At 58.3% G+C, this 20,695-nt stretch carries 16 protein-coding genes and 5 pseudogenes; 17 read left to right on the top strand and 4 right to left on the bottom strand.

Translation table 11 applies throughout. The features are described from left to right. Nucleotides 1-79: 79 nt before the first annotated feature. The 3 genes from IB272_RS29965 to IB272_RS29955 all read left to right on the top strand — a co-directional run bounded on the left by IB272_RS29965 (nucleotide 80) and on the right by IB272_RS29955 (nucleotide 1,969). Nucleotides 80-367: a SemiSWEET transporter gene (locus tag IB272_RS29965; RefSeq protein WP_082566491.1), complete on the top strand. Its 288-nt coding sequence runs from the start codon at nucleotides 80-82 to the stop codon at nucleotides 365-367. Further along, entirely contained in the window at nucleotides 351-1,463 is a 1,113-nt protein-coding gene (locus tag IB272_RS29960; RefSeq protein ID WP_192445629.1) for an exo-alpha-sialidase, read from the top strand. The genes IB272_RS29965 and IB272_RS29960 overlap by 17 nt, the downstream gene beginning before the upstream one ends. 272 nt (nucleotides 1,464-1,735) lie before the next feature. Further along, nucleotides 1,736-1,969: a hypothetical protein gene (locus tag IB272_RS29955; RefSeq protein ID WP_029742822.1), complete on the top strand. Its 234-nt coding sequence runs from the start codon at nucleotides 1,736-1,738 to the stop codon at nucleotides 1,967-1,969. A 392-nt stretch (nucleotides 1,970-2,361) separates the two neighbouring features. Here IB272_RS29955 and IB272_RS29950 read toward each other — a convergent pair whose 3' ends face one another. After that, complete coding sequence (locus IB272_RS29950; protein ID WP_192445628.1) at nucleotides 2,362-2,562, bottom strand: hypothetical protein; 201 nt, start codon at nucleotides 2,560-2,562, stop codon at nucleotides 2,362-2,364. 854 nt (nucleotides 2,563-3,416) lie between these two features. Here IB272_RS29950 and IB272_RS29945 point away from each other — a divergent pair. Beyond that, nucleotides 3,417-4,054, top strand: a pseudogene (locus IB272_RS29945) (hypothetical protein). 357 nt (nucleotides 4,055-4,411) lie between these two features. On the opposite strand, the gene IB272_RS29940 reads toward IB272_RS29945, so the two are convergent. Further along, the gene (locus tag IB272_RS29940) at nucleotides 4,412-4,681 is read right to left on the bottom strand and encodes a hypothetical protein (protein WP_192445627.1); all 270 of its coding nucleotides are present in this window, start codon (nucleotides 4,679-4,681) and stop codon (nucleotides 4,412-4,414) included. Nucleotides 4,682-5,519: 838 nt separating this feature from the next. Between IB272_RS29940 and IB272_RS35170 the strand changes: the two genes are divergently transcribed. Next, nucleotides 5,520-5,732, top strand: coding sequence for a hypothetical protein (locus IB272_RS35170; protein WP_029742856.1), 213 nt, complete (start codon nucleotides 5,520-5,522; stop codon nucleotides 5,730-5,732). 544 nt (nucleotides 5,733-6,276) lie between these two features. Here IB272_RS35170 and IB272_RS29935 read toward each other — a convergent pair. Beyond that, the gene (locus tag IB272_RS29935) at nucleotides 6,277-6,489 is read right to left on the bottom strand and encodes a hypothetical protein (RefSeq protein WP_134888074.1); all 213 of its coding nucleotides are present in this window, start codon (nucleotides 6,487-6,489) and stop codon (nucleotides 6,277-6,279) included. Between the two features lie 1,638 nt (nucleotides 6,490-8,127). Here IB272_RS29935 and IB272_RS29930 point away from each other — a divergent pair. The 4 genes from IB272_RS29930 to IB272_RS29915 all read left to right on the top strand — a co-directional run bounded on the left by IB272_RS29930 (nucleotide 8,128) and on the right by IB272_RS29915 (nucleotide 12,922). Next, on the top strand, nucleotides 8,128-8,928 hold the full coding sequence (locus tag IB272_RS29930) for a DUF2092 domain-containing protein (RefSeq protein WP_246810473.1): 801 nt from the start codon (nucleotides 8,128-8,130) through the stop codon (nucleotides 8,926-8,928). Continuing rightward, nucleotides 8,925-9,251 carry a hypothetical protein gene (locus tag IB272_RS29925; RefSeq protein ID WP_029742860.1) on the top strand — a complete coding sequence of 109 codons (327 nt, stop codon included), beginning with the start codon at nucleotides 8,925-8,927 and terminating at the stop codon, nucleotides 9,249-9,251. Before IB272_RS29930 ends, IB272_RS29925 begins: the two co-directional genes overlap by 4 nt. A gap of 46 nt (nucleotides 9,252-9,297) precedes the next feature. After that, a complete protein-coding gene (locus tag IB272_RS29920; protein WP_192445626.1) occupies nucleotides 9,298-10,740 on the top strand; it encodes a DUF1254 domain-containing protein in 1,443 nt (480 codons plus the stop codon). 202 nt (nucleotides 10,741-10,942) lie between these two features. Further along, nucleotides 10,943-12,922 (top strand): mechanosensitive ion channel family protein, encoded by a 1,980-nt coding sequence (locus IB272_RS29915; protein ID WP_162727182.1) that lies wholly within the window; start codon nucleotides 10,943-10,945, stop codon nucleotides 12,920-12,922. A 63-nt stretch (nucleotides 12,923-12,985) separates the two neighbouring features. Here IB272_RS29915 and IB272_RS29910 read toward each other — a convergent pair whose 3' ends face one another. Continuing rightward, nucleotides 12,986-13,963 (bottom strand): AraC family transcriptional regulator, encoded by a 978-nt coding sequence (locus tag IB272_RS29910; protein ID WP_244496894.1) that lies wholly within the window; start codon nucleotides 13,961-13,963, stop codon nucleotides 12,986-12,988. Nucleotides 13,964-14,653: 690 nt separating this feature from the next. Between IB272_RS29910 and IB272_RS29905 the strand changes: the two are divergent. The 8 genes and pseudogenes from IB272_RS29905 to IB272_RS29875 form a co-directional block, all read left to right on the top strand. Further along, a pseudogene (locus tag IB272_RS29905) lies at nucleotides 14,654-15,105 on the top strand (SUMF1/EgtB/PvdO family nonheme iron enzyme); the annotation flags it as partial. Continuing rightward, nucleotides 15,106-15,441 (top strand): annotated as a pseudogene (locus IB272_RS29900) (arylsulfatase); the annotation flags it as partial. It lies immediately after the preceding pseudogene. A gap of 206 nt (nucleotides 15,442-15,647) precedes the next feature. After that, on the top strand, nucleotides 15,648-16,889 hold the full coding sequence (locus IB272_RS29895; protein ID WP_348646827.1) for an alpha/beta hydrolase: 1,242 nt from the start codon (nucleotides 15,648-15,650) through the stop codon (nucleotides 16,887-16,889). Nucleotides 16,890-17,001: 112 nt separating this feature from the next. Further along, entirely contained in the window at nucleotides 17,002-17,793 is a 792-nt protein-coding gene (locus tag IB272_RS29890) for a hypothetical protein (protein ID WP_192358493.1), read from the top strand. Between the two features lie 466 nt (nucleotides 17,794-18,259). Continuing rightward, complete coding sequence (locus IB272_RS29885; RefSeq protein ID WP_192445625.1) at nucleotides 18,260-18,787, top strand: hypothetical protein; 528 nt, start codon at nucleotides 18,260-18,262, stop codon at nucleotides 18,785-18,787. A gap of 432 nt (nucleotides 18,788-19,219) precedes the next feature. Further along, a pseudogene (locus IB272_RS34790) lies at nucleotides 19,220-19,501 on the top strand (SDR family NAD(P)-dependent oxidoreductase); the annotation flags it as partial. 5 nt (nucleotides 19,502-19,506) lie between these two features. Then, nucleotides 19,507-19,770 carry an SDR family oxidoreductase gene (locus tag IB272_RS34785; protein WP_246810477.1) on the top strand — a complete coding sequence of 88 codons (264 nt, stop codon included), beginning with the start codon at nucleotides 19,507-19,509 and terminating at the stop codon, nucleotides 19,768-19,770. Nucleotides 19,771-19,967: 197 nt separating this feature from the next. After that, nucleotides 19,968-20,660: pseudogene (locus IB272_RS29875) on the top strand (type 1 glutamine amidotransferase domain-containing protein). The last annotated feature ends 35 nt before the right edge of the window (nucleotides 20,661-20,695 follow it).

Below are 20,695 nucleotides of genomic sequence, written 5' to 3'. Positions count from 1 at the left end.
CTCTGTTCGGTCTGCTCACAGTCACAGCGGCTGCGGCGGTGCCCGGCTAGAATCCTGGTCGCACGTTTATGGAGAACACTTGGAAGCAACGCTGCTCATCGGCTATCTCGCCTCAATTTGCTCAGTGGGTAGCTTCGTTCCGCAGGCATGGAAGGTCGTAAAAACAGGCGATACCTCGGCGCTCTCTGCCCGGATGTACGTTCTCACCGTTACCGGTTTTGCGCTGTGGACTGTCTTTGGTGTCCTCAAAGGAGAGTGGCCGATAATTATCGCCAATGCGATTTGCTTTTGCCTTTCAGCATTCATCCTTTTGCGGAAGCTTGGAGGCTGCGAGCGCGGGAATAGAAGAGATGACCGCAAGGTTTGAAGCGATTCATACCGTCGTATATCGGAGACTCGGCGCATTCGCGGGATGGCCCGCGAATTACGGCGTGTGGGCGTGGGGAGACGAAATTGTCTGCGTCTTTGCCACAGGCCGTCTAGGAAGGGAAAGCGAAAACCTTCATCTCGAAGATCAGCATCACGCGTTCACTCCGGTTCAGGCGAGAAGCCTCGATGGCGGCCTGACTTGGCAGGCAGAACCATTCTGTGGGAGCGTACCGGGTGCGCGCAGTCTTTCGGCGGACGAACATGTCACGAAGGACTTGGAAGCAGGACCCAATGTGGACCCGGCGTTTGATCTCATTACTCTCCCCACCCCGATCGACTTTGCCGATGGCGAGCAAGTCGTCATGGCAGCCCGCACCGGGATATCGGGGCGATCAGTGAGCTGGTTTTACGTCAGCAAGGACCGTGCTCGCTCGTGGAATGGGCCTTTTAGGTTCGAAGGGTTGAAGTCTCACGAAGAGGCGCTCTCTGCGCGTACCGACATCATAACGCTGGGCCGACACGACGCTTTGTTTATGCTCACCGCGCCGAAAGCCGATGGGACGGAAGGTCGTATCCTTTGCGCCCGCACGCAGGACGGAGGATTGAGTTTTTCCTCGGAAGGATTCGTCTGGGATGAACAGACGGGGTACGCCATCATGCCGTCGTCGACGCGCCTCGCAGACGGCACGATTTACACAGTCGTTCGTCGTGGGGCCCATGATCGGTTCTGGCTGGAGGCATATCGGTCAGCGGATCTGGGGCGGACTTGGTCCTGTGTCGGTACGCCAGTTCGGAATACGGGGATCATGGGCAATCCGCCTGCGCTTGTCGCTCTGCCCGACGAAAGATTGGTGCTGCTCTACGGTTTTCGAGATCCACCCTTCGGACTAAGCGCTGTCGTCAGCCGCGATAGGGGCGGAACATGGACCGAACCGGCGGTTCTCCGCGATGATGGCGACGATGCGGACCTAGGTTATCCATGCGCCTTGGTTAGACAGGACGGCAAGATTATTGTTGTATACTACTTCAACGATCGAGATGGCCCGGAGCGCTTTATCGCAGCTTCTATCCTAGAAGTACCGACCTTAAGTTGAGACTCAATCCATTTGGGCACCCGTCGGACTGGCATGCATGGGAATTCAGACGAAGGTCGCACACGTCAACGACTTTGACAGTATCGCATCGGCCCGAGGTCTGATCGGGACACGTCGTGCTTGGCTTTGCTGAAAGGGAGGTCCAGCCACAGCGAAATCGAAACGAAAAGGAAATCCACATGCGATATTTTGTCAGGACGGCCCTTGCGGTAGGCCTCCGGGAACTTTCGAGCCGAATCTAGCTTTAGGGCTGGGAAGGCTAGAGGTGAACCATGGCGAACTTCAACAACATTCCCGTCGCAGATTTCGCCTACCGACTTGAGGCGATGACCAAGGACGAAGTCTTTTCGGTCATGACTGATCTGGAGGCTGCGAGTGAACGTGTCGAAGGCGCGGAACGCGACGAGGTGTTGGCGCGCATTGTAATAACCGAAGAAGAAATTGAAAAGCGATTTCCGGGTCAGTTGCTCGCGCCATATCGCGAGTGGAAGAGACGCAACCGGTGAGATGGATGCACGGGTAAGGAGCGCCTGACAAGGAGTTGGGACACACAGCCAGGCGATGACGGCGCTCGGTCTTTCCAGCCCGCGCGGATCGATGAAACCTGGCTCGCAATCATCAATACCGGGTGTGATCGCTTTGCATAAGACGCATCTCAACTTCGCAAACCATTCCCGAACGGGGCCCGAGGAACCTATTGGCTTGGCAGCCGTTGATTCGGGGAAAGGAAGGTGACATGAACCAGATTATCTATCTCGTCGGCCTCGTCGTTATCGTGATCGCAATTCTAGCCTTTTTCGGGATCGGTTAGATTGATTCACAGGGACCCCAGGTGCAACCGATGCGTTCACGAAACGTCGTCTGGCCATTGTCTCGGCAAGAATGCTCCGCTGACGGATCAGCGATTCTTGTGCCGTGCCTTCCGTAGCTCTGCGACTTTGCGATCCAGATCCACTTTGTACGGTCCGAATTTTGCAAAGAGTTCGCGCGCGGCCAGTGGTTGGAGCCCATGCTGCGCGATAAACTCATTCAGGTCGTAACGCGCATTCCAGCCACGCACTACCTTACTGTATTGCTCTTTGGTGTCTTCGTAGCGCATGGCAAGACTTTCAAACTTAGGAGGGCTGTAGTACGGTTCGCATCCGTCGAAGCACCAACTCGAGTGCCACCGAATTGGTTCCAGTGATGCTGGCCTCCTCAACAGCCAGCACTGCGCGCCATGATAACAGCGCGCGCCGCTTAGCCCACGCCGGCTCATCAGAGCTGAAGGACATAATCGTTTTCGACGATCACGAACCAGTCGCGCGGGCGCTTTTGATCTTGCGCCATTCCTAGAATCCCTATGCCTGCCTATCGCTGCGCTCCGGATTGTTATCGGCTCAATCGCCGCTTTCATGTTCCTCACCGGCCGCTGGACGGTGAACCGTGCCCGGCTCGCTGAGATGTGCCGCGTATCATCGCGGGCGTGTGCCGAGTCAGTTTGGCTGGCCCTCTGTGAGCGAAAGGTAAAAGTCCTGACGCATGAAACTCGCCCGTTCCAAGTAAAAGTCCAGACGCTGAAATTTCGAAGCTGAGGCGCAGCGGCGCGTTGGCCGGAAAAGGAGACCGTAAGCGATAATCGCAAGGTGTCCGGCTTGAAACGATCCGGGAGCTCGCTCGGCACTGGTTTGAGCAGTACAGCCCGGAAGGCGATACCATGCTGCTGATTGGCGTCAATGTCAGCGCTGGTGCCGCCTCGGCTCGCACCCAAGCTTTATGTAACGGCCGATCGACCGAGGTAGGCGTCTGTCCCGGCGGTCCGCCGGAACCTGGGCATCTCTTCAGTTCTAAACGGGGTTTTGCGGTCCCATGACCGGAAACCAACTCGGCATCGACACAGATATGAGGAGGGAACGTGGCAAATCATCCCAAGCTCCGTTGACGCGCGGCCCCTTCAACACCATCTCCTGCGGAATGCCCAAGACGAAGACAAAGAGCAAGGAAAGTGACGATCCCGAACTGATCAGGGAGTGGCCGCTTCCCGTGGTGGCGACCCTCGGATCTGGTGTCAGGCTTAAGGGTATTCTGCAGGAATCCGGTCCCGGCTACCATCCACGATCCGGAAGTCGCTGGATATGCAGCCAGGCGGGCTGATCCTCGTCATGCCAGAGACTTCGAAGACAGCCTTCAGAGCTACGGCATCGGCCGTCTCCAGCGCGTTGGACGGCATCGCAAACCTTCCGATCATTCCTCGAGAGATCGAGGATATTCTGACGATCACGGCATCAGAGCGGAAGCGCTGGCTCGCAGACGGTCGTCTGCCCAGCGCCGGGACGCGAACGGTGAGGCTACAAGGACGCGCAAAGAAGATCACCTTTCACATATTCGATCCTCGTGTCGTCGAAGATCTACTCGACCGTGGTGCCGTCGATGAGTGGCGAGAAGAAGATATAGCGGCGAAAGCGGAAAATCGCAGGCGGGCCGCGTGTCAGGCGAAGTTGACGCGGTCGCTGAAGAAAAAGGAAAAAGTCAAACCAAGCGAACGAGCCGACGAAGCCGCGACCGGCCTGAGCGGATGGGACGAATTCGGGAGCGACGGTCTCCTTCGATAGGAGTGCCGTCGGTGGAACTTTCCTGCTGGTCGCGGACGGGCCGCTCCCAGTCCCTGACGTAAGCACGATGACAATTCGAGTAGAACGCGCCGACTTCCCAGTCAACGAGCGTCATGCTCGCGACGCCCCGTCGGCAGGCAATGGCGACCATATCAGACTGGTCCAGAGGTTTCCTTCATTTGCAACAACGCTACCCGCTTTCGTCGCCATTTACCTTGCACATCGCTATCCCCGCGTAAAAGAGGCGGTATCCAGCGGGGGCAGACAAAACGCACGATGCATCGCTTGGCAATCGCTTCTCCGCGCAGATGGAATCCTCACCCAGGAATTCCTCTCATCAGACCCGGGGCGAGCCATCTAGTCCGTCGACTCACGCTCGACGAACTTGTTGAAGCGGCTAGTCTTGCCGCCTTCCGTCTTCTCCTGATGAAGAAAGGCAAGCCGGCTGCTCTCGAAAATCTCGAAGAACTCATCCCAGTTGATCTCTTCAAGGTCCTCGTCCTTCTCGCCAAAGTCGATCCGAAGAATGCCACCCTTGCCCTTCGTGCGAACCGCAGCGGGCCGGCCCTTGCGCTGTTCAACCCATTTACGGATCACGTCATGGTCGGTGGTCGTCGAACTGCTCATTGGATTCCTCCCGTTTAGCAGTGGTTCCGATGGAGTGACAAACTTTTGGGGCCGGCCGTCGGTTCCGTGGAGCAGCTCGCTATTCGTGATTTTCGTAGCGTATTCAGCAGCCCAAGGCTCTCTGCGTACTTCGCGCCATTCTCCCCAGCGTCTGGACCTGCGCGAGGTTGCCCTCGTGATCGGCCTGTTTGACACGCCGAAACATGGCGTTCGCCGACGCCCGGCGAACGGCATCCTCCCTAGGCCTAGTGGTCGCGGCGTAACATCGCATTGACGGCCGCCAGGATCTCGGGGAATCCCTCCTCCGGTAGACGGTCGAGAGTCCATCCCCTCCCCTTTCGACAACATCATGCAGGTAGGCCACGACTTGGGCCTCGTTACGCTGGACGGCCTCTGCCACCCGCCGGCAATGTTCGAAATAGAAGCGACGGTCTTATCCGTCTGTGCCTCATAGCGACAAGCGGGGATCCTGCAAAGCATGCTTATGAGCCTGAAGGGCCGTTGCCCGTGCGCCTTGGCGGCCTATCCGCCAAGGCGTTACGCCTACTCTCTCGGGATCACGCTCTTCCTCCTTTTTCTCCGGAGCTTTGCGCGGAGCCACGGCAGTCCCGCGACGACGGTCTGACAACATGCGGGCAGTCCCAAATACTGGTTCGGTTCCAGAATTGAAATCTAGAATTCCTGTCCAGGGCTGCTCCCGTGATCCTCTCGATTTTTCTGCGCTTCGTGTCTCCAGAGTCAAAACCTGTTAACCCCCTCACCCCAAGAGGGGAGGATTGCCCTAGCAAACGGAACATTGAGAAGACGGAGCAGTTAATACCGGAAAGGAGACGTGACTATGGGTATTAACAAACCTCGGGACGGCGCGCCCGGTACGACCGACCAATCCCCCCGCTGGGAGGGCCCCAAAGAGTCTAGGCCGCGTGGCTATCTACCAGCCAAAGACGACCCCGACACGGCACGTGACGCCGTGGGCGAGACAAACAAGGACCCCGAGCGCAACCGCCCCTCCCACGCCTTGAAAGCGAAGGAACGCCGCGGTGGAGAATAAACGCGAGACCGAAGCGTTCGCCGCGTCCCAGGCGGGGTTCTCCCCATTCCAGGCGGACCGCGAGGCCTACGGGGTTGCCAGCGCGAACCGACCGTCATCACCGGCTCTCAGGATGCCGGGGAAAAAAGAATGGGACGTCGGCTTCGACAGCGAACCGCCAGATCGTTCGTGAAACAGTCAGTGAAAGTCGATCACTCCCGCGCATGTCGGCGCCGCCGGTGGGGCATGATCCATACGTGTCGATAAAGCCGTCTTCGCAGTCGTCCATAAACTATCGATCGAGGAACCACCCTTGCACCCGCACGCCCACCAACCAGCCAGAAGGGCCGCGAGCCTGTTAATCGGTCAGTGGTAGCTAAACGCAGCACCTCATCGCACACCTCGTACTTTTTCGACCGCCGTTTCCAAGTGCGAGTTTCTGGCATGGATTGCTGCGGGCCCCAATCTTCCACAGCTCAGTTTTTTCAGGGTAGGCTAGGCAAAAAAAGAACCGCCCGCGGCTTTGGCGGGCGGTCCTTCTTCACGTCAGAAAACCCAGCAGGTTCTACTCGCGAGCCGGCAGATCGGGATCTTCCTCATCGGGCTCCGGCTCCCGTGGGGAGATTTCATCTTCTTCGTCGTCGTCCAATTCCTCATCTGCGTTTTCTTCATCAGATCCGGGGAGGGGCTTTCGTGGATCCTGCTCATCGCTGTGTCGAACACCATTACCATTGCCCACGGGATCATCAGGTCGTTCGCGTCCTTGTCCGCTTGCCATCTTAAAGACCTCAACTCTTTCGATCGCTGCTACGGCTCGCGCCGGAGGCGCCACTGGATCCGCTTTTCTTGCCCCCGGACCCGGAGCTCTTCCCGCTTCCGCTTTCTCGGCTGCTGGATGCACGCTTGTTTTCGTTCTTTCTACCTTGCTCGCCAGCTTTTCGATTTTGCTCGCTGCTGCCGCCTTGGTTTGGCATTTTCGTTCTCCTCGGTTGGCGCACCACCGTCCACTCGGCTGGTGTACGCGCCCAAACACAGCCGAAAGGAAATGTTCCGCGGTCTCGGTGCTTTATCGCAGCGACACTGCACCATTCGTCATTTACTCCTCAGCGCCGCTGCAAAAATGGCAAACATTTTCATGTTATCTGTGTCCAAGATCGGCTCTCGGACTCAAACCCGTCCGGTGACGCCGGCTTGCAGAATCGATCGACCACCGGCCAGTCCTCGATTTGGGGCGATACGGATCAGCGCGCGGCGATAAAACCTCGATGGGTCAAGCCTTCACTATCGAGCGATCTCGCCGTCCGCGGTACTGCCCCCTTTCGGGCCGCACGCGGCCAGGTCGATCGTTCATCAAGGAACCAAGAGGAATATGATCATGCCTGCCGCAATCAGGCTGACTCCCGCCCAATTTCTCGTTGGACCGAGGAAGCCAAGGCCTTGTCCTTTTGGCTCAAGTGTCGGAGGTGCGCCATCGTCGGAAGTACGCGGACGGCTCAATGGGCGCCCCGCAAGTGCCTCCCAGCAAAGGAGAAGTACGCCGAGCACGATGCAAGCGGCACTGATTAGAACGAAAATTGACACAGAGACCTCCTCATCTGTTGCGCGTTCCCCGGCGATTTGGAAAAGGAGCACCGCATTCTCTTACCAATCCCGATGCTGCCACTCTTTGGGTTTCGCTAGGATCCAACTCGCCAAGCAGCAAATGGTTCTCCACGGACGGCTGACCAATCAGCAGCCGACCCGAGTAATGGTTGACGTCACCGAAACCATTCGGGCGGTTCCCAGGCGTCGGTTGCTGTCGGTCATCGCTTTTCCTGCGGGCACTTGCTTGCTCGCAACGAACGCGGAGCGGAGGAAGCCGGATGACGGGCGCTTGAGGGGTGAAGTCCCCTGCCGCTGGTGTGGATGACAGTATGACGTCTTTGCACTCACGAAGCACTCCAATACCTCGATCACCTCGCTACGGAGATATGGGCGGAGGGCTCTCCAATCGGAAATGCATGTGAGGGCACCGATGTACCCAACCTGTCACACGCCAAGTCAATGATCTGCGCAGTCATGCCAATACCGACGTATTCGGCGCCCGAGACTTGCTTGCGGTCTCGCCCGCATTCCTGACACTTGAACGCAAGCCGGATCGCCTTACTGCGACGCGATCAGACTCCTCAAAATCAACCGCAGATTTGCGTGTCGTTGCAACGTCCGCTGCCCCGACCCCTTTAACCTTATTCCGAAAGCGTGCGCTGAATGTAACATTGAAAGTGCGACTTGGCGTGAAATGGTAAGAAGAAACGCGGCTAATACAGCAGTAATGCCACTGGCTGGGGGGCCTTCACAACCAAGTTGTTCGCAGGAGCAAGAACTGTTGCGAGTCCTGGCCGGCAAAGCGAAATCAACGAGGCTTCAGGGTGAGCGAATGACTGGCGGACTGAGGTTACTTAGCGCGGCTTGGCGGCGCCGATTTACAGGGATGTTAGTGGTTGCTGGTAGTGTGGTGGCTTGGCCGGTATCGGCGCAGAACAGAATCGAGCCGGAGGCCGAGCGGATCCTCGCCGCAATGAGCGAAAATCTCAAGTCGACGCAGACTCTTAGTGTCGCCTACGACGCGGATCAGGAAGTCGTCAATCTGCAGGGTCAGAAGATCCAGTACAGCGCCTCCGGCTCCATCGCCGTCGATCGCGCACAAGGTTTTCGAATGAAGCGCATGGGCCCCCTTGCGAGCGCGGAGGTGATATTCGATGGCGATACGATATCACTGCATGACAAAACACGGAACGTTTACGCGCAGTTGCAGAGCCCCGGCCAAAGTGTGGAAGATGCAGCCGAGGAGCTTCGCGCCACTACCGGACTTGACGCTCCGGGAGCGGAATTTCTATCAGGCGATCCTTATGCCGTCCTCACTGACGGCGTGACAGAAGGAATCGTTGTCGGATCGGCATTCGTCAACGGGGTGGAGTGCGATCAGCTCGCCTTCAGGACCGATATCGTCGACTGGCAGATCTGGATCAGCAAGGGCAGCGGGCCTTTGCCGCTCAAATATGTGATCACGACCAAATGGACGACCGGGGCGCCGCAGTATACGCTGCGGCTCAGCGACTGGAAGTGGGATGGAATCGACGCCGCGCAGTTTAAATTCACGCCGCCAGCGGCTGCCAACAAGCTGGAACACGTCCACGCCGATGTCACCGGCGAGCTTTCTCTGGAGACGGGGCAATGACGACGAGCAAGCTGCACGGAAAGATCCTTTCAGTCGCCATCGCCGGCCTAGCGATGCTTGCGGCAGACACTCTCGTTCCCGCGCCGTTCGGTTCGATCGTACCCGAGGCGCAGGCGGTCGTGGGACGCCCGCTGACACCAGGAAGTGTCGCCGGTGTTGCCCGCCGTACCACGCGCCGAGTGATCCGCCGCTCCACGATGTATGTCGCCGCACTTCCCACGGGCTGCGTCAGCACTAGTGTCAATGGCACCGCGGTGTGGCATTGCGGCGGGGTCTACTACCAACCGTACGGCGGGCGTTACGTCCTCGTTTACATCGACTGAACTCAGTGCATTACATCGCAACTCAATTTTTTGATGGAGGGACAGAATGGATATTACGCGTCGTGACTTGACGGCCGCCGGTCTTGGAGTACTGGCGGCAGGCTCTCTCGCTAGGCCTGCTGCTGCCGCCGACGGTTTGGTGGCAGATCTGCCGGAAGGGCTCGATGAGTTCGCGCTCGCAGTCGAAGCCTACATTTACGCCTACCCCCTCGTGACGATGGAAATGACCCGGCGCGTGATTACCAACGTCGCGGAGCCCGAGGGAACCCGTGGCCCCATGGGGCATCTGATCAAGCTGCGCCAGTATCCAGACGCGAAGTTTCGGGACGTGACGGCGCCGAACGCCGATACCCTCTATACGACGGCTTTCTTTGATGTGGGGGACGAGCCTTGGGTGGTGAGCCTGCCCGATTTGAAAGACCGGTATGCCCTATTTCCGATGCTGGATGGCTGGACAACTGTCTTCGACGTCCCGGGAAAACGTACCACAGGCACCGAGGCTCAGACGTTCGTTGTTACCGGACCAGGCTGGGAAGGAACACTTCCCGAAGGCGTGACCCAATACAAGTCGCCGACAAGCATCGTCTGGCTGCTTGGACGCATCTATTGCACGGGGACGCCGGAGGACTACGCAGAAGTTCATAAGCTGCAGGATGAAGTGAAGCTCTATCCCTTGAGCGCATGGGGCAAGGAGTGGACCGCCCCCAAGGGCAAGGTCGATCCGGCCATCGATATGGAGACTGCCGTTCGCGAGCAAGTCAACAGCATGGACGCCATCGCGTACTTCACCCTCTTTGCCGAGCTCCTGAAAAGAAACCCGCCGACCGACGCGGATGCACCTATGGTCGCCAAGCTCGCCGAACTCGGCATCGTTCCGGGCCAGGACTTCGACAAGGCCAAGTTCGATCCCGCTTTTGTGAAGCGCGTCCCTGAGCTCGGCTTCGCGCGCATCATGACGCATTTCAAATTCAGCGACGGCGACGTACAGGACATCGACGGCTGGGGCTTCACGACCAAGACCGGCATCTACGGCACCAACTATGTCCAGCGTGCCTTGATCACTGCGATCGGTCTTGGGGCGAACCGGCCGCAGGATGCGATCTATCCGACCTCGCTGAAGTCCGGCGACGGGGTAATCAAGCGGGCGTATAACGGGTCCGAGAATTACGTTCTCACGTTCAAAAAGGGACTTACGCCACCGGTTTCGGGATTCTGGTCCTTGACCATGTATGATGCGGGCTACTTCTTTGTCGACAATCCGCTCAATCGCTATTCGATCAGCGCGCGCCAACCGCTGAAGGCCAATCCGGATGGCTCGATCGACCTGTTTATCCAACATGAGTCGCCCGGATCCGACAAAGAATCGAACTGGCTCCCGGCGCCCAAGGGAAAGTTCATCCTCATGATGCGGCTCTACTGGCCCAACGAGAGCAATCCCTCCATCATTGATGGTTCCTGGACGATACCGCCGGTGAAGAAGGTGAGCTGATTCTGTCAGCGTGCATGCAGCTGCCACGGCTCCGGTCCTTGGCGGCTGCAAACACGAACTATCGACGTCCATCAGTGCAAGCATGGTGCGATGGAGATACACCGCGCCATGATGAATGAAACCACGTTAGTTTCGGCCCTGTCTTTGGTTTTTGGAGACCAATTTTTGACAAATGGGGTCTGATCTAGTGGACCGAGCTTCTATGTACATTCTTCGGCCTTTGCTATTCAGTTTGTTTCTGTGCCTTTGTGGGCTTACGAACCTACAGGCGCAAACGCCTGCGGCCCGAATTGCGCAACCGTCCAAGATAGACGAACTGCTGCGTCTTCTCGAGGATGAGGACGTAAGGGTCTGGCTAGAGCGGAAGCAAGACGCCCTTTCCGAGCCCCGCGACAATGAGGCAGTGTGGTTCATCGAGGAATGGGAGGCCCGCTCACGTGCCCGTTTCAATGCACTTCTTGCCGCAGTGCCTCGGGTCGGCGATGAACTTTCCCGAGTCGTGTCTGCGATTCGGCAAGAGGCACGGAGCAGCGGTTTGGTGCCCGCGGCGCTGATGTTCGTTATCATCGCAGGGATTGCGGTTAGCACCGAATGGATCTTTCGTCGTTCACTGCCAGAGGCCCTCCCCCGGGGGCAGGCCTACACGGAGATTCTGACGCTCTCCATATTCACGGCGAGCGTTGCGATCTTCTTTTTTCTGTTCACTTGGCCGCCACTCATGCGTGTGGTCCTACTCTACTCGCTCGTCGCATTGATCGCCTGGAGGCTCGCGACCGCGCTCTTGCGCATCGCGCTGGCCGCGTCCATAGTGTCGGCCCGCTCCTATTCGCGGACCCAAATATTCGTCGCGCTGCTGGCGGCAACGATGGCATTCTCGGCCATATGCGAGCGGCTTGCAGTTGCAGCTGACGTTCGATCGGCTCTTGCTATTGGATTGTCCATTCCGCTTGTCGTTATCGCAGTCGCGATGATCTGGCGTGAGCGCTCCAGCGATGTCGGATCTTTGCAAGGCCGTGTCTCTCGCGCCATGGGCATCTCGGGTGCAGTCGTCCTGTGGCTGCTTTGGTGCGGCGACTTCCTGGCTTTATTCTGGCTCGGCATGATGCTCGCCCTCGTGCCCCGCGCATTGTCGATTGCCGACAGTCTAACCCTTTCGCCCTCGCGTTCAAGCCTACCGGACGCTAAGTCGGTGCTGCTCGTCCGCGGAACGCGGGCTATTATCCTTATTGCAGCGGTCGACTGGGTCGCATTCGTTTGGCGCCACAATTTCCCTTTTGTTTCCGGTGAAGTGACACTGATCCGGACGATCATTGCCGGGGCATTCAACAGCGTCGTGATTCTGCTCATTATCGACCTCGTCTGGCAATTGGCAAAAGCCTACATTACAAGCAAGCTGAGCGACGTTGGCGATGAAGGGACGTCGAACGCGCTCGCGCGAGAAAGCCGGCTTCGCACTTTGCTCCCTGTTTTCCGCAACGCCTTGGCAGCAGCGCTTCTGTGTGTCGCGGGGCTCACGGTTCTTTCGGAGATGGGCGTCAAAATCGGCCCGCTGGTCGCAGGCGCGGGCGTCGTCGGTGTTGCAATTGGATTCGGCTCGCAGACCTTGGTCAAGGACGTGGTCAGCGGTATCTTCTATCTATTGGACGATGCCTTCCGGGTTGGGGAATACATCGAAGCCGGAAACTATACAGGCGTCGTGGAATCCTTCAGCCTTCGTTCCGTGCGACTGCGGCACCACCGTGGGCCAATCTTCACCGTACCGTTCGGTTCGCTTGGCGCGATCAAGAATGCCAGCCGCGATTGGAGTGTCGACAAATTCCGCATCCGTGTCCCTTTCAAAACTGATGTTGATAAAGTCCGCAAGCTGATTAAGGAAATCGGCGCCCAATTGCAGGCCGATCCGCAACTCGGATCGCTCTTTATCGAGCCGCTCAAGCTCAAAGGCGTCGAGCAGATCGGTGAATACGGAATCGAACTTGGTATCGCCTTCACCTGCAAGCCGGGGGAACAGACTGTGATCCGTCGGAAGGCTTACGCGATGCTGATGCAGGCTTTCCATGACAATGGGATCGACTTTGCACAGCCGGTGGTTCAAGTTAGCGGTGACGAAAAGGAAACAGCCGCCGCGACGCTGGCCGTGCGGCAGCGTCCAGGTAAGACTGTTACGCCGGACACCGTCTAGCCGGCCCGATTCCGTCGAAAGCCACGTGAAGAAGAAAGAGGAACTGCCTTTAGCGCGGTTCGACTATAGGCCGCCACTCCGTGCTGCGGATTCGCTGTCAGGATCAGCAGTGGACAGGTTCTCTTTGACGCGAAACTCGCGAGGTCCAAATCCGGTAGCCTTTCGAAAAGCACGGGAAAAACCAGCGGGAGAAGAATAGCCCAGATCCTCCGAAATGTTGGTGATCGAGACGTTCCCATCACGCAACATTTCCGTCGCACGTTGCATTCTCACCGCACTGGTCAGGCTACGAAAGTCGGCGCCTGCCTGTCGAAGTTCACGCTGCAGCGTCCGAACGCTCGTGTCCATTGTCCGCGCAGCATCCTCGATCGACACATCGCCCGCGAGGAGTTGTGCCCGAATCTGTGCAGTGGCGATTTCCAACAAACTCCGAGGTGCACCCCCTGGACGATCGCGAGCCACGTCCTCGAGAGTCAAGATCGACCGAGATGTTCGTCGCGACGCAGCCATCAACCGATGCCGCTCAACGACCACCGCCACTGCTGGCGCATTGAATATCACCGGGCATTGAAACACGTTCTCAAAAAGCGAGGTATGGCTCGGGGTCGGGATGTCAAGTTCGATGCGAAGGGGGTGCCAATGGTCAGGCAGATATGCCTTGAAGAGACTCAGCAGTTCGCCAGCAGCAGCACATGCGACCGACTCATAACCCCGAGACCCGGCCAGAGCGAATTTGTAACCAAAGCGTAGTTCCTCCTTCGTTGTGGTGACCGTCAAATTGTCAAAAGTACTGTGATACTGCAGTGCCACGATACTTCGTTTGATCGCTTCGCCGAGCGTGTCCGCTTCAGTGATAAAACGCCCGAAGCTGCCATACGCGGAAACGTCCATATTGGGCACGAGCAGGAGACCGAGATTCGCGTCGCCCACTGCTCTCGCCATGGCTTCGACGAAGCCCACCACGGACTGCTGAGGAATGTAGACATTGCGATCCTCGATCAGCTCTACGTCGAAGCCCGCGGCGCGGTTGGCACGCAGCAACGCTCGCTCGCCGAGCTCGCTTCGAACGAACGCGGGCAAGCCTTGCAAGACATGGCTCGAGATCACGGGAATCGGTGCGATCTGAAATGGTTCCTGAAAACGATATTGGCGGAAAATGAATAGTTCTCACATATTCGACCGCCGGTATATTTGGCAAGTGGTATCCGCAGATCGGTATAGATATAAGGCGCGCACGCATTATTCGGTTTCCCTCGATACGCAGATGACGGCGCCCACCTTATCGGGGCGGAAGTTTTGCCGCAGGCTTTCAAGGCACAGCATGCCGTTAGTAATCCTTTGAACCAATAGCGTTCGCGGTTGCGACGGGCTGTTGCGAGAAAGGCCACCAAAGCCGTGGGGCGCCCCATTCATCATTACGGCATCTAGTTCTGAAGATGCAACGGAAGCGAAGTCGCGTCTTAACCTTTTACGCCAAGCTCGGCCGAAGCTCCGAATATTCGCGCTTTGAACAACAATCAAAAGTGGTATTTATCACTAGCGAAACAAGGTTTCTGAGACCGGACGTGGCGTCAAATGATAAGTTCGCCGCCTGGTTTCATTGTAGGTACGACTGAGATGAACAGGAGCAGCGGTCTGCCCGTGAACTCCTTGAACGCACACTGAGGGGACTCGCCGGTGCATTCTCAATCGGCTCTCGTCGAATTGCCAGGAACTTCTCCGCGCGATGGCATGATGGAGGGATCGGCCCATCGCGTGACGGTCGACGGGTTCTTCATCGACGAGACGCCGGTGACCAACGCCCAGTTTTCCAAGTTTGTCTCGGCTACTAATTATCGCACGTTCGCCGATGCCGTTCGCGCCCCCGCGGACTATCCCGGTATTTTGCTGGAGATGCTGTATGCCGGTTCATTGGTATTTCAACAGCCGAACGGAACCGTTGGTCTCCAAGACTGGACTCGATGGTGGTCCTTTGTGAAAGGCGCCTGCTGGCGTCATCCATACGGCCCCGGAAGCAACATCAAAAGGACTGGATGACCATCCAGTCGTTCATGTTTCCGACCAGGATGCCCTCGCATACGCGCGGTGGAGCGGATCTTCCAACATAGGCCGAATGGGAGTTTGCTGCCAGGGGCGGGCTCGAGGGCGCAGAATATGCGTGGGGCTTAGCCCTGCCGGACGGGCCGGACTCCGAGGGCGTGCTCTACGCTCTGGGTGCGTTTTCGGGAGGTGTCGCTTTGTGGGTCGAGAACGGCAAGCTAATCTGCGAGTACAATCTGATCGAGATCGAACGGACGCGCCTCGAATCGTCCGATCCGTTGCCGAACGGAAAGATCAACATAGAGGTCGAAACACGCAAGGCCGGCCGCAATCACGACGCACCGCTCGACGTCGTTATCCGCGTTGATGGCAAAAAGATAGCGAAGGGATGCGTGCCGCGCTCCGCTCCGCTCGCGTTTTCGGCGAATGACGCCTTCGATGTGGGCAGAGACAGCTACACTCCAGTCTCCCTCGCATACTTAGACTACAAGCTTGAAGATCGAGTATTTGAAGTGAGCGATGGCACGCTCGGAGCCTTGGCGCGGCGACGTTTCGATCGCCGCTCTTCTTTCTGCCGACGTGCATACTGTGCTTAACGGGAGCGATTAAATTGACGCTGTGCCTCTTCCGGAACGCCAAGGGCGGCGTACCATCCTGGCCGTTTTTACCGTCGGTCGCCTTATGCGTGACGCTGCTCTCTGCATGTGCGGGCCGTCCGACAGGGGTGCTCGCGCCGGTAGCGGCCAATCCCTCGACCGCTCAAGTCGAAATGCTGGTCACGACGACCCGAGGCCGGGCGGAAAAACCGGGCGAGATGTTCAGCGGCGAGCGCGCGCTCAGCCCGACATTCGCCGATATTACCGTGTCGATACCGCCTGACACGGTCCGCAAGGCGGGCGAAGTCGCCTGGCCGCGCAAGCTTCCACCGAATCCGGCGACGGATTTCGCCGCACTGAAGGCTGAGGAAATTGACCGCGTCGTCGCCGAAAGATGGTTGAACAGCCATGTGCGCAAGAGCCCGGACGGCAGTGTCCTGGTCTTCATCCACGGGTTCAACAACCATTTCGAGGACGCAGTTTTCCGTTTCGCGCAAATCGTCCACGACTCGGGCGCGCGCAGTGTGCCGGTGCTCGCGACCTGGCCGTCGCGCGGGAGTTTGTTGGCCTATGGTTACGATCGTGAAAGCACCAACTATACGCGCAACGCCGTAGAACGCTTGTTTCAATATCTGGCGCGTGATCCCGAGGTCAAGGAAGTCTCCATCCTGGCACATTCGATGGGCAATTGGCTGGCGCTGGAATCCTTGCGCCAGATGGCCATCCGCAACGACGGGCTGCCGGCAAAGTTCAAGAATGTCATGTTGGCAGCGCCGGACGTCGACGTCGACGTCTTCGGTTCGCAGATTGCCGACATGGGCAAGCGGCGACCGCGATTCACACTCTTCGTTTCCCGCGATGACCGTGCGCTCGCCGTTTCTCGGCGCGTCTGGGGCAATGTCTCCCGGTTGGGAGCGATCGATCCGGAGCAGTCGCCCTACAAAGAGGAACTGGCCGCGAATGGGATCACCGTCGTGGATCTCACCAAGATCAAGGCAGGTGACAATCTGCACCATACCAAGTTCGCAGAGTCGCCCGAAATCGTACAATTGATTGGTAACCGTCTGTCTGGCGGCCAAACCTTGACCGACAGCAGACTGGGGCTGGGCGACCATATCGTCGCGGCCACTGCCGGGGCCGCACAAACGGTTGGTACCGCTGCGGGCCTGGTCGTTGCTGCTCCAGCTGCGATCGTGGATCAAAATACCCGGCAAAACTATGCCCATCATGTGGAGACACTCGTCGGACCCTCCGGCAGAGCAAGATCGAACACGGCCGATAGCGCATGCGGGAAGGAAAATCAGACGAGATCCGGAAAATGCAACCCATAGCCCGATAGAAAACGGCACCCGAAAGACACTTGATCAGGCCGCGGTCTCACGCCGGGTTGAACGAAGACCTACAACAAGGTTGCTCGCAAGAGCGGCCCTAACAGGAGATATCATGAGGATTTGCATCGTTCGTACTCTAGCGGCAATCGGGACTTGCCTCGTCGCTGGGACGGCAAAGGCCACGGACATCTATTCCCCCATGACGCCCGAGCTTCAGCAGACGACCACCGAAAGCGGATGGACCTTTTCCTTTGCCCCCTATTTCTGGGCGGCCGGATTGTCGGGGGAGGTTGCGCAGTTCGGGCTGCCGGCGGTGGATGTCGATGCCAGTTTCAGCGACATCTTCGACCATCTTGAGTTCGGTGCGATGGCGATCGGCGAAGCCCGCAACGGTCCGTACAGCATCTTTGCCGATGTCATGTATACGAAGATTTCGGGGCAGTCGGGCACGCCAAGAGGTGTGCTTGCGACAGACGTCGAGCTCACATCGGAAACCTTCGCCGCGCTGCTCGGCGCGGGATACTCCGTTATCGACAGCGATGCAGCGCGGTTAGACCTGGTTGCTGGCATGCGCGTATGGTCCGTCGAAAGCGAGCTTTCCTTCCACGGCGGCGTTCTCGATGGGCGCACCAGAATCGATCAGGCAACCTGGGTAGACGGTCTGGCCGGCTTCCGCGGCACCTATTCGCTCACATCCGAAATCTACCTAATCGGCTGGGGCCTTGTCGGTGCTGGTGGCGCTGATCTCGATTGGGACGTTGCGGCAGCAATTGGTTACCGGTTCAACGATACTATTTCGGCGATTGCCGGCTACCGCGCGTTGGGCGTGGATTACAGCAATGACGGATTCGTGTTCGATGTCACTCAGCAGGGTCCGATGCTGGGGCTCACAGTGCGGTTCTAAGGAAGCACGCACTTTCTAGCCTTTGGAGCGGATCGACCTCGACCTGTAGCCGGATCGCTATGTCGAACTCGAACCGTACGCTGTCGATGCCGCGATGCTTTACACCGGATACTGTGGAGGCGCCAAAATGCTGAAAGATCAAATCAGACTTTAGCCATCATGGTTCCATCATTCAAACATCCCTTGCGTTCCGGCCGGGAGACGACTAATGCCCGGCGGCTAGCAGTTGGGGACGGCTGGCCATCCGCTCGAGTCACAAACGATCTGCCTCGCTTTCGCCAACGGAAGCGCAGGCACTATTGACCGCGAGGCAAACACCGCTGGACGTTCGGCGCGTTGCCATGTTCAAACTCTGTTCGAACTACCGCACGAATTCGAGCAGTTCTTGTTTAGACCCCGGGTAGAAGGAAGTGGGACGGGGCCAACTGGGCCCGGTCAGCATCGGGTCGAGGCTCCGCCTCGCGCCATGTCCCACAAGCCGGTTTCATTGTTGCAGCTCGCCTCAATCATGAGTGGCCAGGATGAACGTGCAGAAGGGGGCGCCAGCTTCGTCGCTCAAGCAGCGTTCTGGCGCGGAACAAATGTATTCGCCTCGCCGTTGGACTTTGGAACGGCCGCAGGCATGCGTAGAAGTAGATCAGGAAGAATTCCGATGGCTCGCAGGATCAAAGATGAGAAGGTCCAGAAAATTAACCTCATGTTGAGCCAGGCCGTTACGGCGATGCGCGTCAACGAAAGATTGCTGTGTGAATTGTTGCGGTCGGCTGCCGAGCAATGCAATGATCCAAACCGGTTCATCCATGATGCCGTGGAGAATGCTAGAAACGATCTGATACGTGCCGGCACGGACGAGAGTATGACGTCTTTGATCGCCACTCACGAAGCGCTAGAATACCTCGATCATCTCGCGACGGAGATTCGGGCGAAGGGCTCTCCGGCCGGAAATGCCGGAGAGGGCGCGATATACCCCACCTATCCTACTCCAGTTCCATGACTTGCGCGGTCATGCCCCTGACACATGAGGCGGCGTGATAGGGTGAGAGGCTTCGCTTGCGACCTGTGCACTTTGGCTACGGAGACGATTTGGTAGACCGAATGGGACAATCAATTGGTTACGCAGGGACGGCGGGACCGGACAGGCGGGCAAACCTTCCTGGAACATTACACAGCTTAATGGTTCGAGGTTAGGCGAAGCGCGGACGGCGCAAGGCGCCTTTGTTCCATACGAGATAAAGCAGGCTTTCCGGATGCTGCCAAAATCGCGGATACACCTGCTCGGAAGAAACGGACTTATTCGCAAGGGGCTAATAGGGCGGCGGTTTGATCATTTGGGCGACGTTGAGGCATTCGTCACCGTTGCTGAAAAAGGCTCGATGACTGAGGGGCGGTCGGGCTTTCGACGACGCCATCACTCCTCAGCAGGGCGATTACCCGTCTCGAGACTCGTCTCGGCGCGCAGTTGATACGCCGGACCACGCGACGTTTAAGTCTGAGGGTTCCGCAAGCCCTTGCCGATGTCGAACTGGAGGCACTCGATGCGGTCCTTCGCCTTAACCTGCAACCCGCCATTCAGGCCGCGCAGGCGGCGTTGCCTCGGATGCGGACAAACGGTTGGGAACGTATCGTCAATATTTCCAGCCTCACCATTCTTGGCATCGCCGAGCGGACCGCCTATGCGGCTGCAATGGCGGCTTTGGTGAGCTCCACCCGGACATGGGCACTCGAACTCGCGCGAACTGGCATTACGGTCAACGCTGTCGCGCCGGCCCGACCGAAACAGAACTGTTCCGCGCCAGCAATCCTGCGGGGAGCGAGGGCGAAGAACGGTATCTGGCCGGCGTTCCCATGCACCGGCTCGGCACGCCAGACGAAATCGCAGCGGCAATCCAGTTCCTGCTGTCGGGAAATGCTGGTTTCATCACCGGCCAGACGCTGTTTATCGACGGCGGTGCATCGATCGGCAGGGCATTGCTCTGAGGCATTTGGCGTCGGACGAACACGATAGGAGGACAGCGAGCCCATTCGCTTAGCCGCCGCTGCGTGCTGCTCACCGCCATTCTGTCCCCGTGCGAACAAATGAATTCCCGGGCGGCGCATTTATCCGCCTTTCCAGGTTTAATACGTTCACACCACCAAATGCGATCCAACTTCGTCCCCGATTTCAGGAGCAAATCATGACAAGCGCAACTCAGGACATCAAACCCGTTCTCTTCGTCCTCACCAGCCATGGCGTTAAGGCGAAACCGGCGAACCCACAGGCTTCTACCTCGGCGAAGTCACCCATCCCCTCGCCGTCCTCAATGCCGCCGGCATCCCGGTCGAGTTCGCCTCGATCGATGGCGGCGAGCCGCCCGTCGACGGCTTCGAACTCAATGACACGACCAATGCCCGCTACTGGAACAGCGAAGGCTTCCGCCACGCCGTTCGCAACACGTCGCGCCTTTCCGACGTCGATCCGAAAAACTACGCCGCCATCTTCATCGCTGGCGGTCACGGCGCAATGTGGGACTTCCCGACAAGTCTGGCCGTCAACAACGTCGCCCGCGATATCTACGAGGCGGGCGGTGTCGTCGCCGCCGTGTGCCACGCCCCCCGCGGCACTGGTCAACATTACGCTGAGCAACGGCGCGCATCTTGTCGCCGGGAAGAACGTCGCGGCTTTCACCGATGACGAGGAGCGCGCCGCCAAGCTGGACAAGACGGTTCCCTTCCTGCTTGCCAGCACGCTTGTAGCGCGCGGCGCGCATCATCATCCGACCGCCGACTGGACGGCCAAGGTCGTCGTCGACGGAAGGCTGGTCACCGGTCAGAACCCGCAATCGGCGACTGGCGTCGGCGAAGCGCTCCGCGACCTGCTGACCGCATAACCGAATACCCCGCATCACTCATAACGGATCATCAA

The organism is Ensifer sp. ENS08, assembly GCF_014852195.1.
Taxonomy (GTDB): domain Bacteria; phylum Pseudomonadota; class Alphaproteobacteria; order Rhizobiales; family Rhizobiaceae; genus Ensifer; species Ensifer adhaerens.
This window is presented reverse-complemented; position numbering and strand designations above follow the sequence as displayed.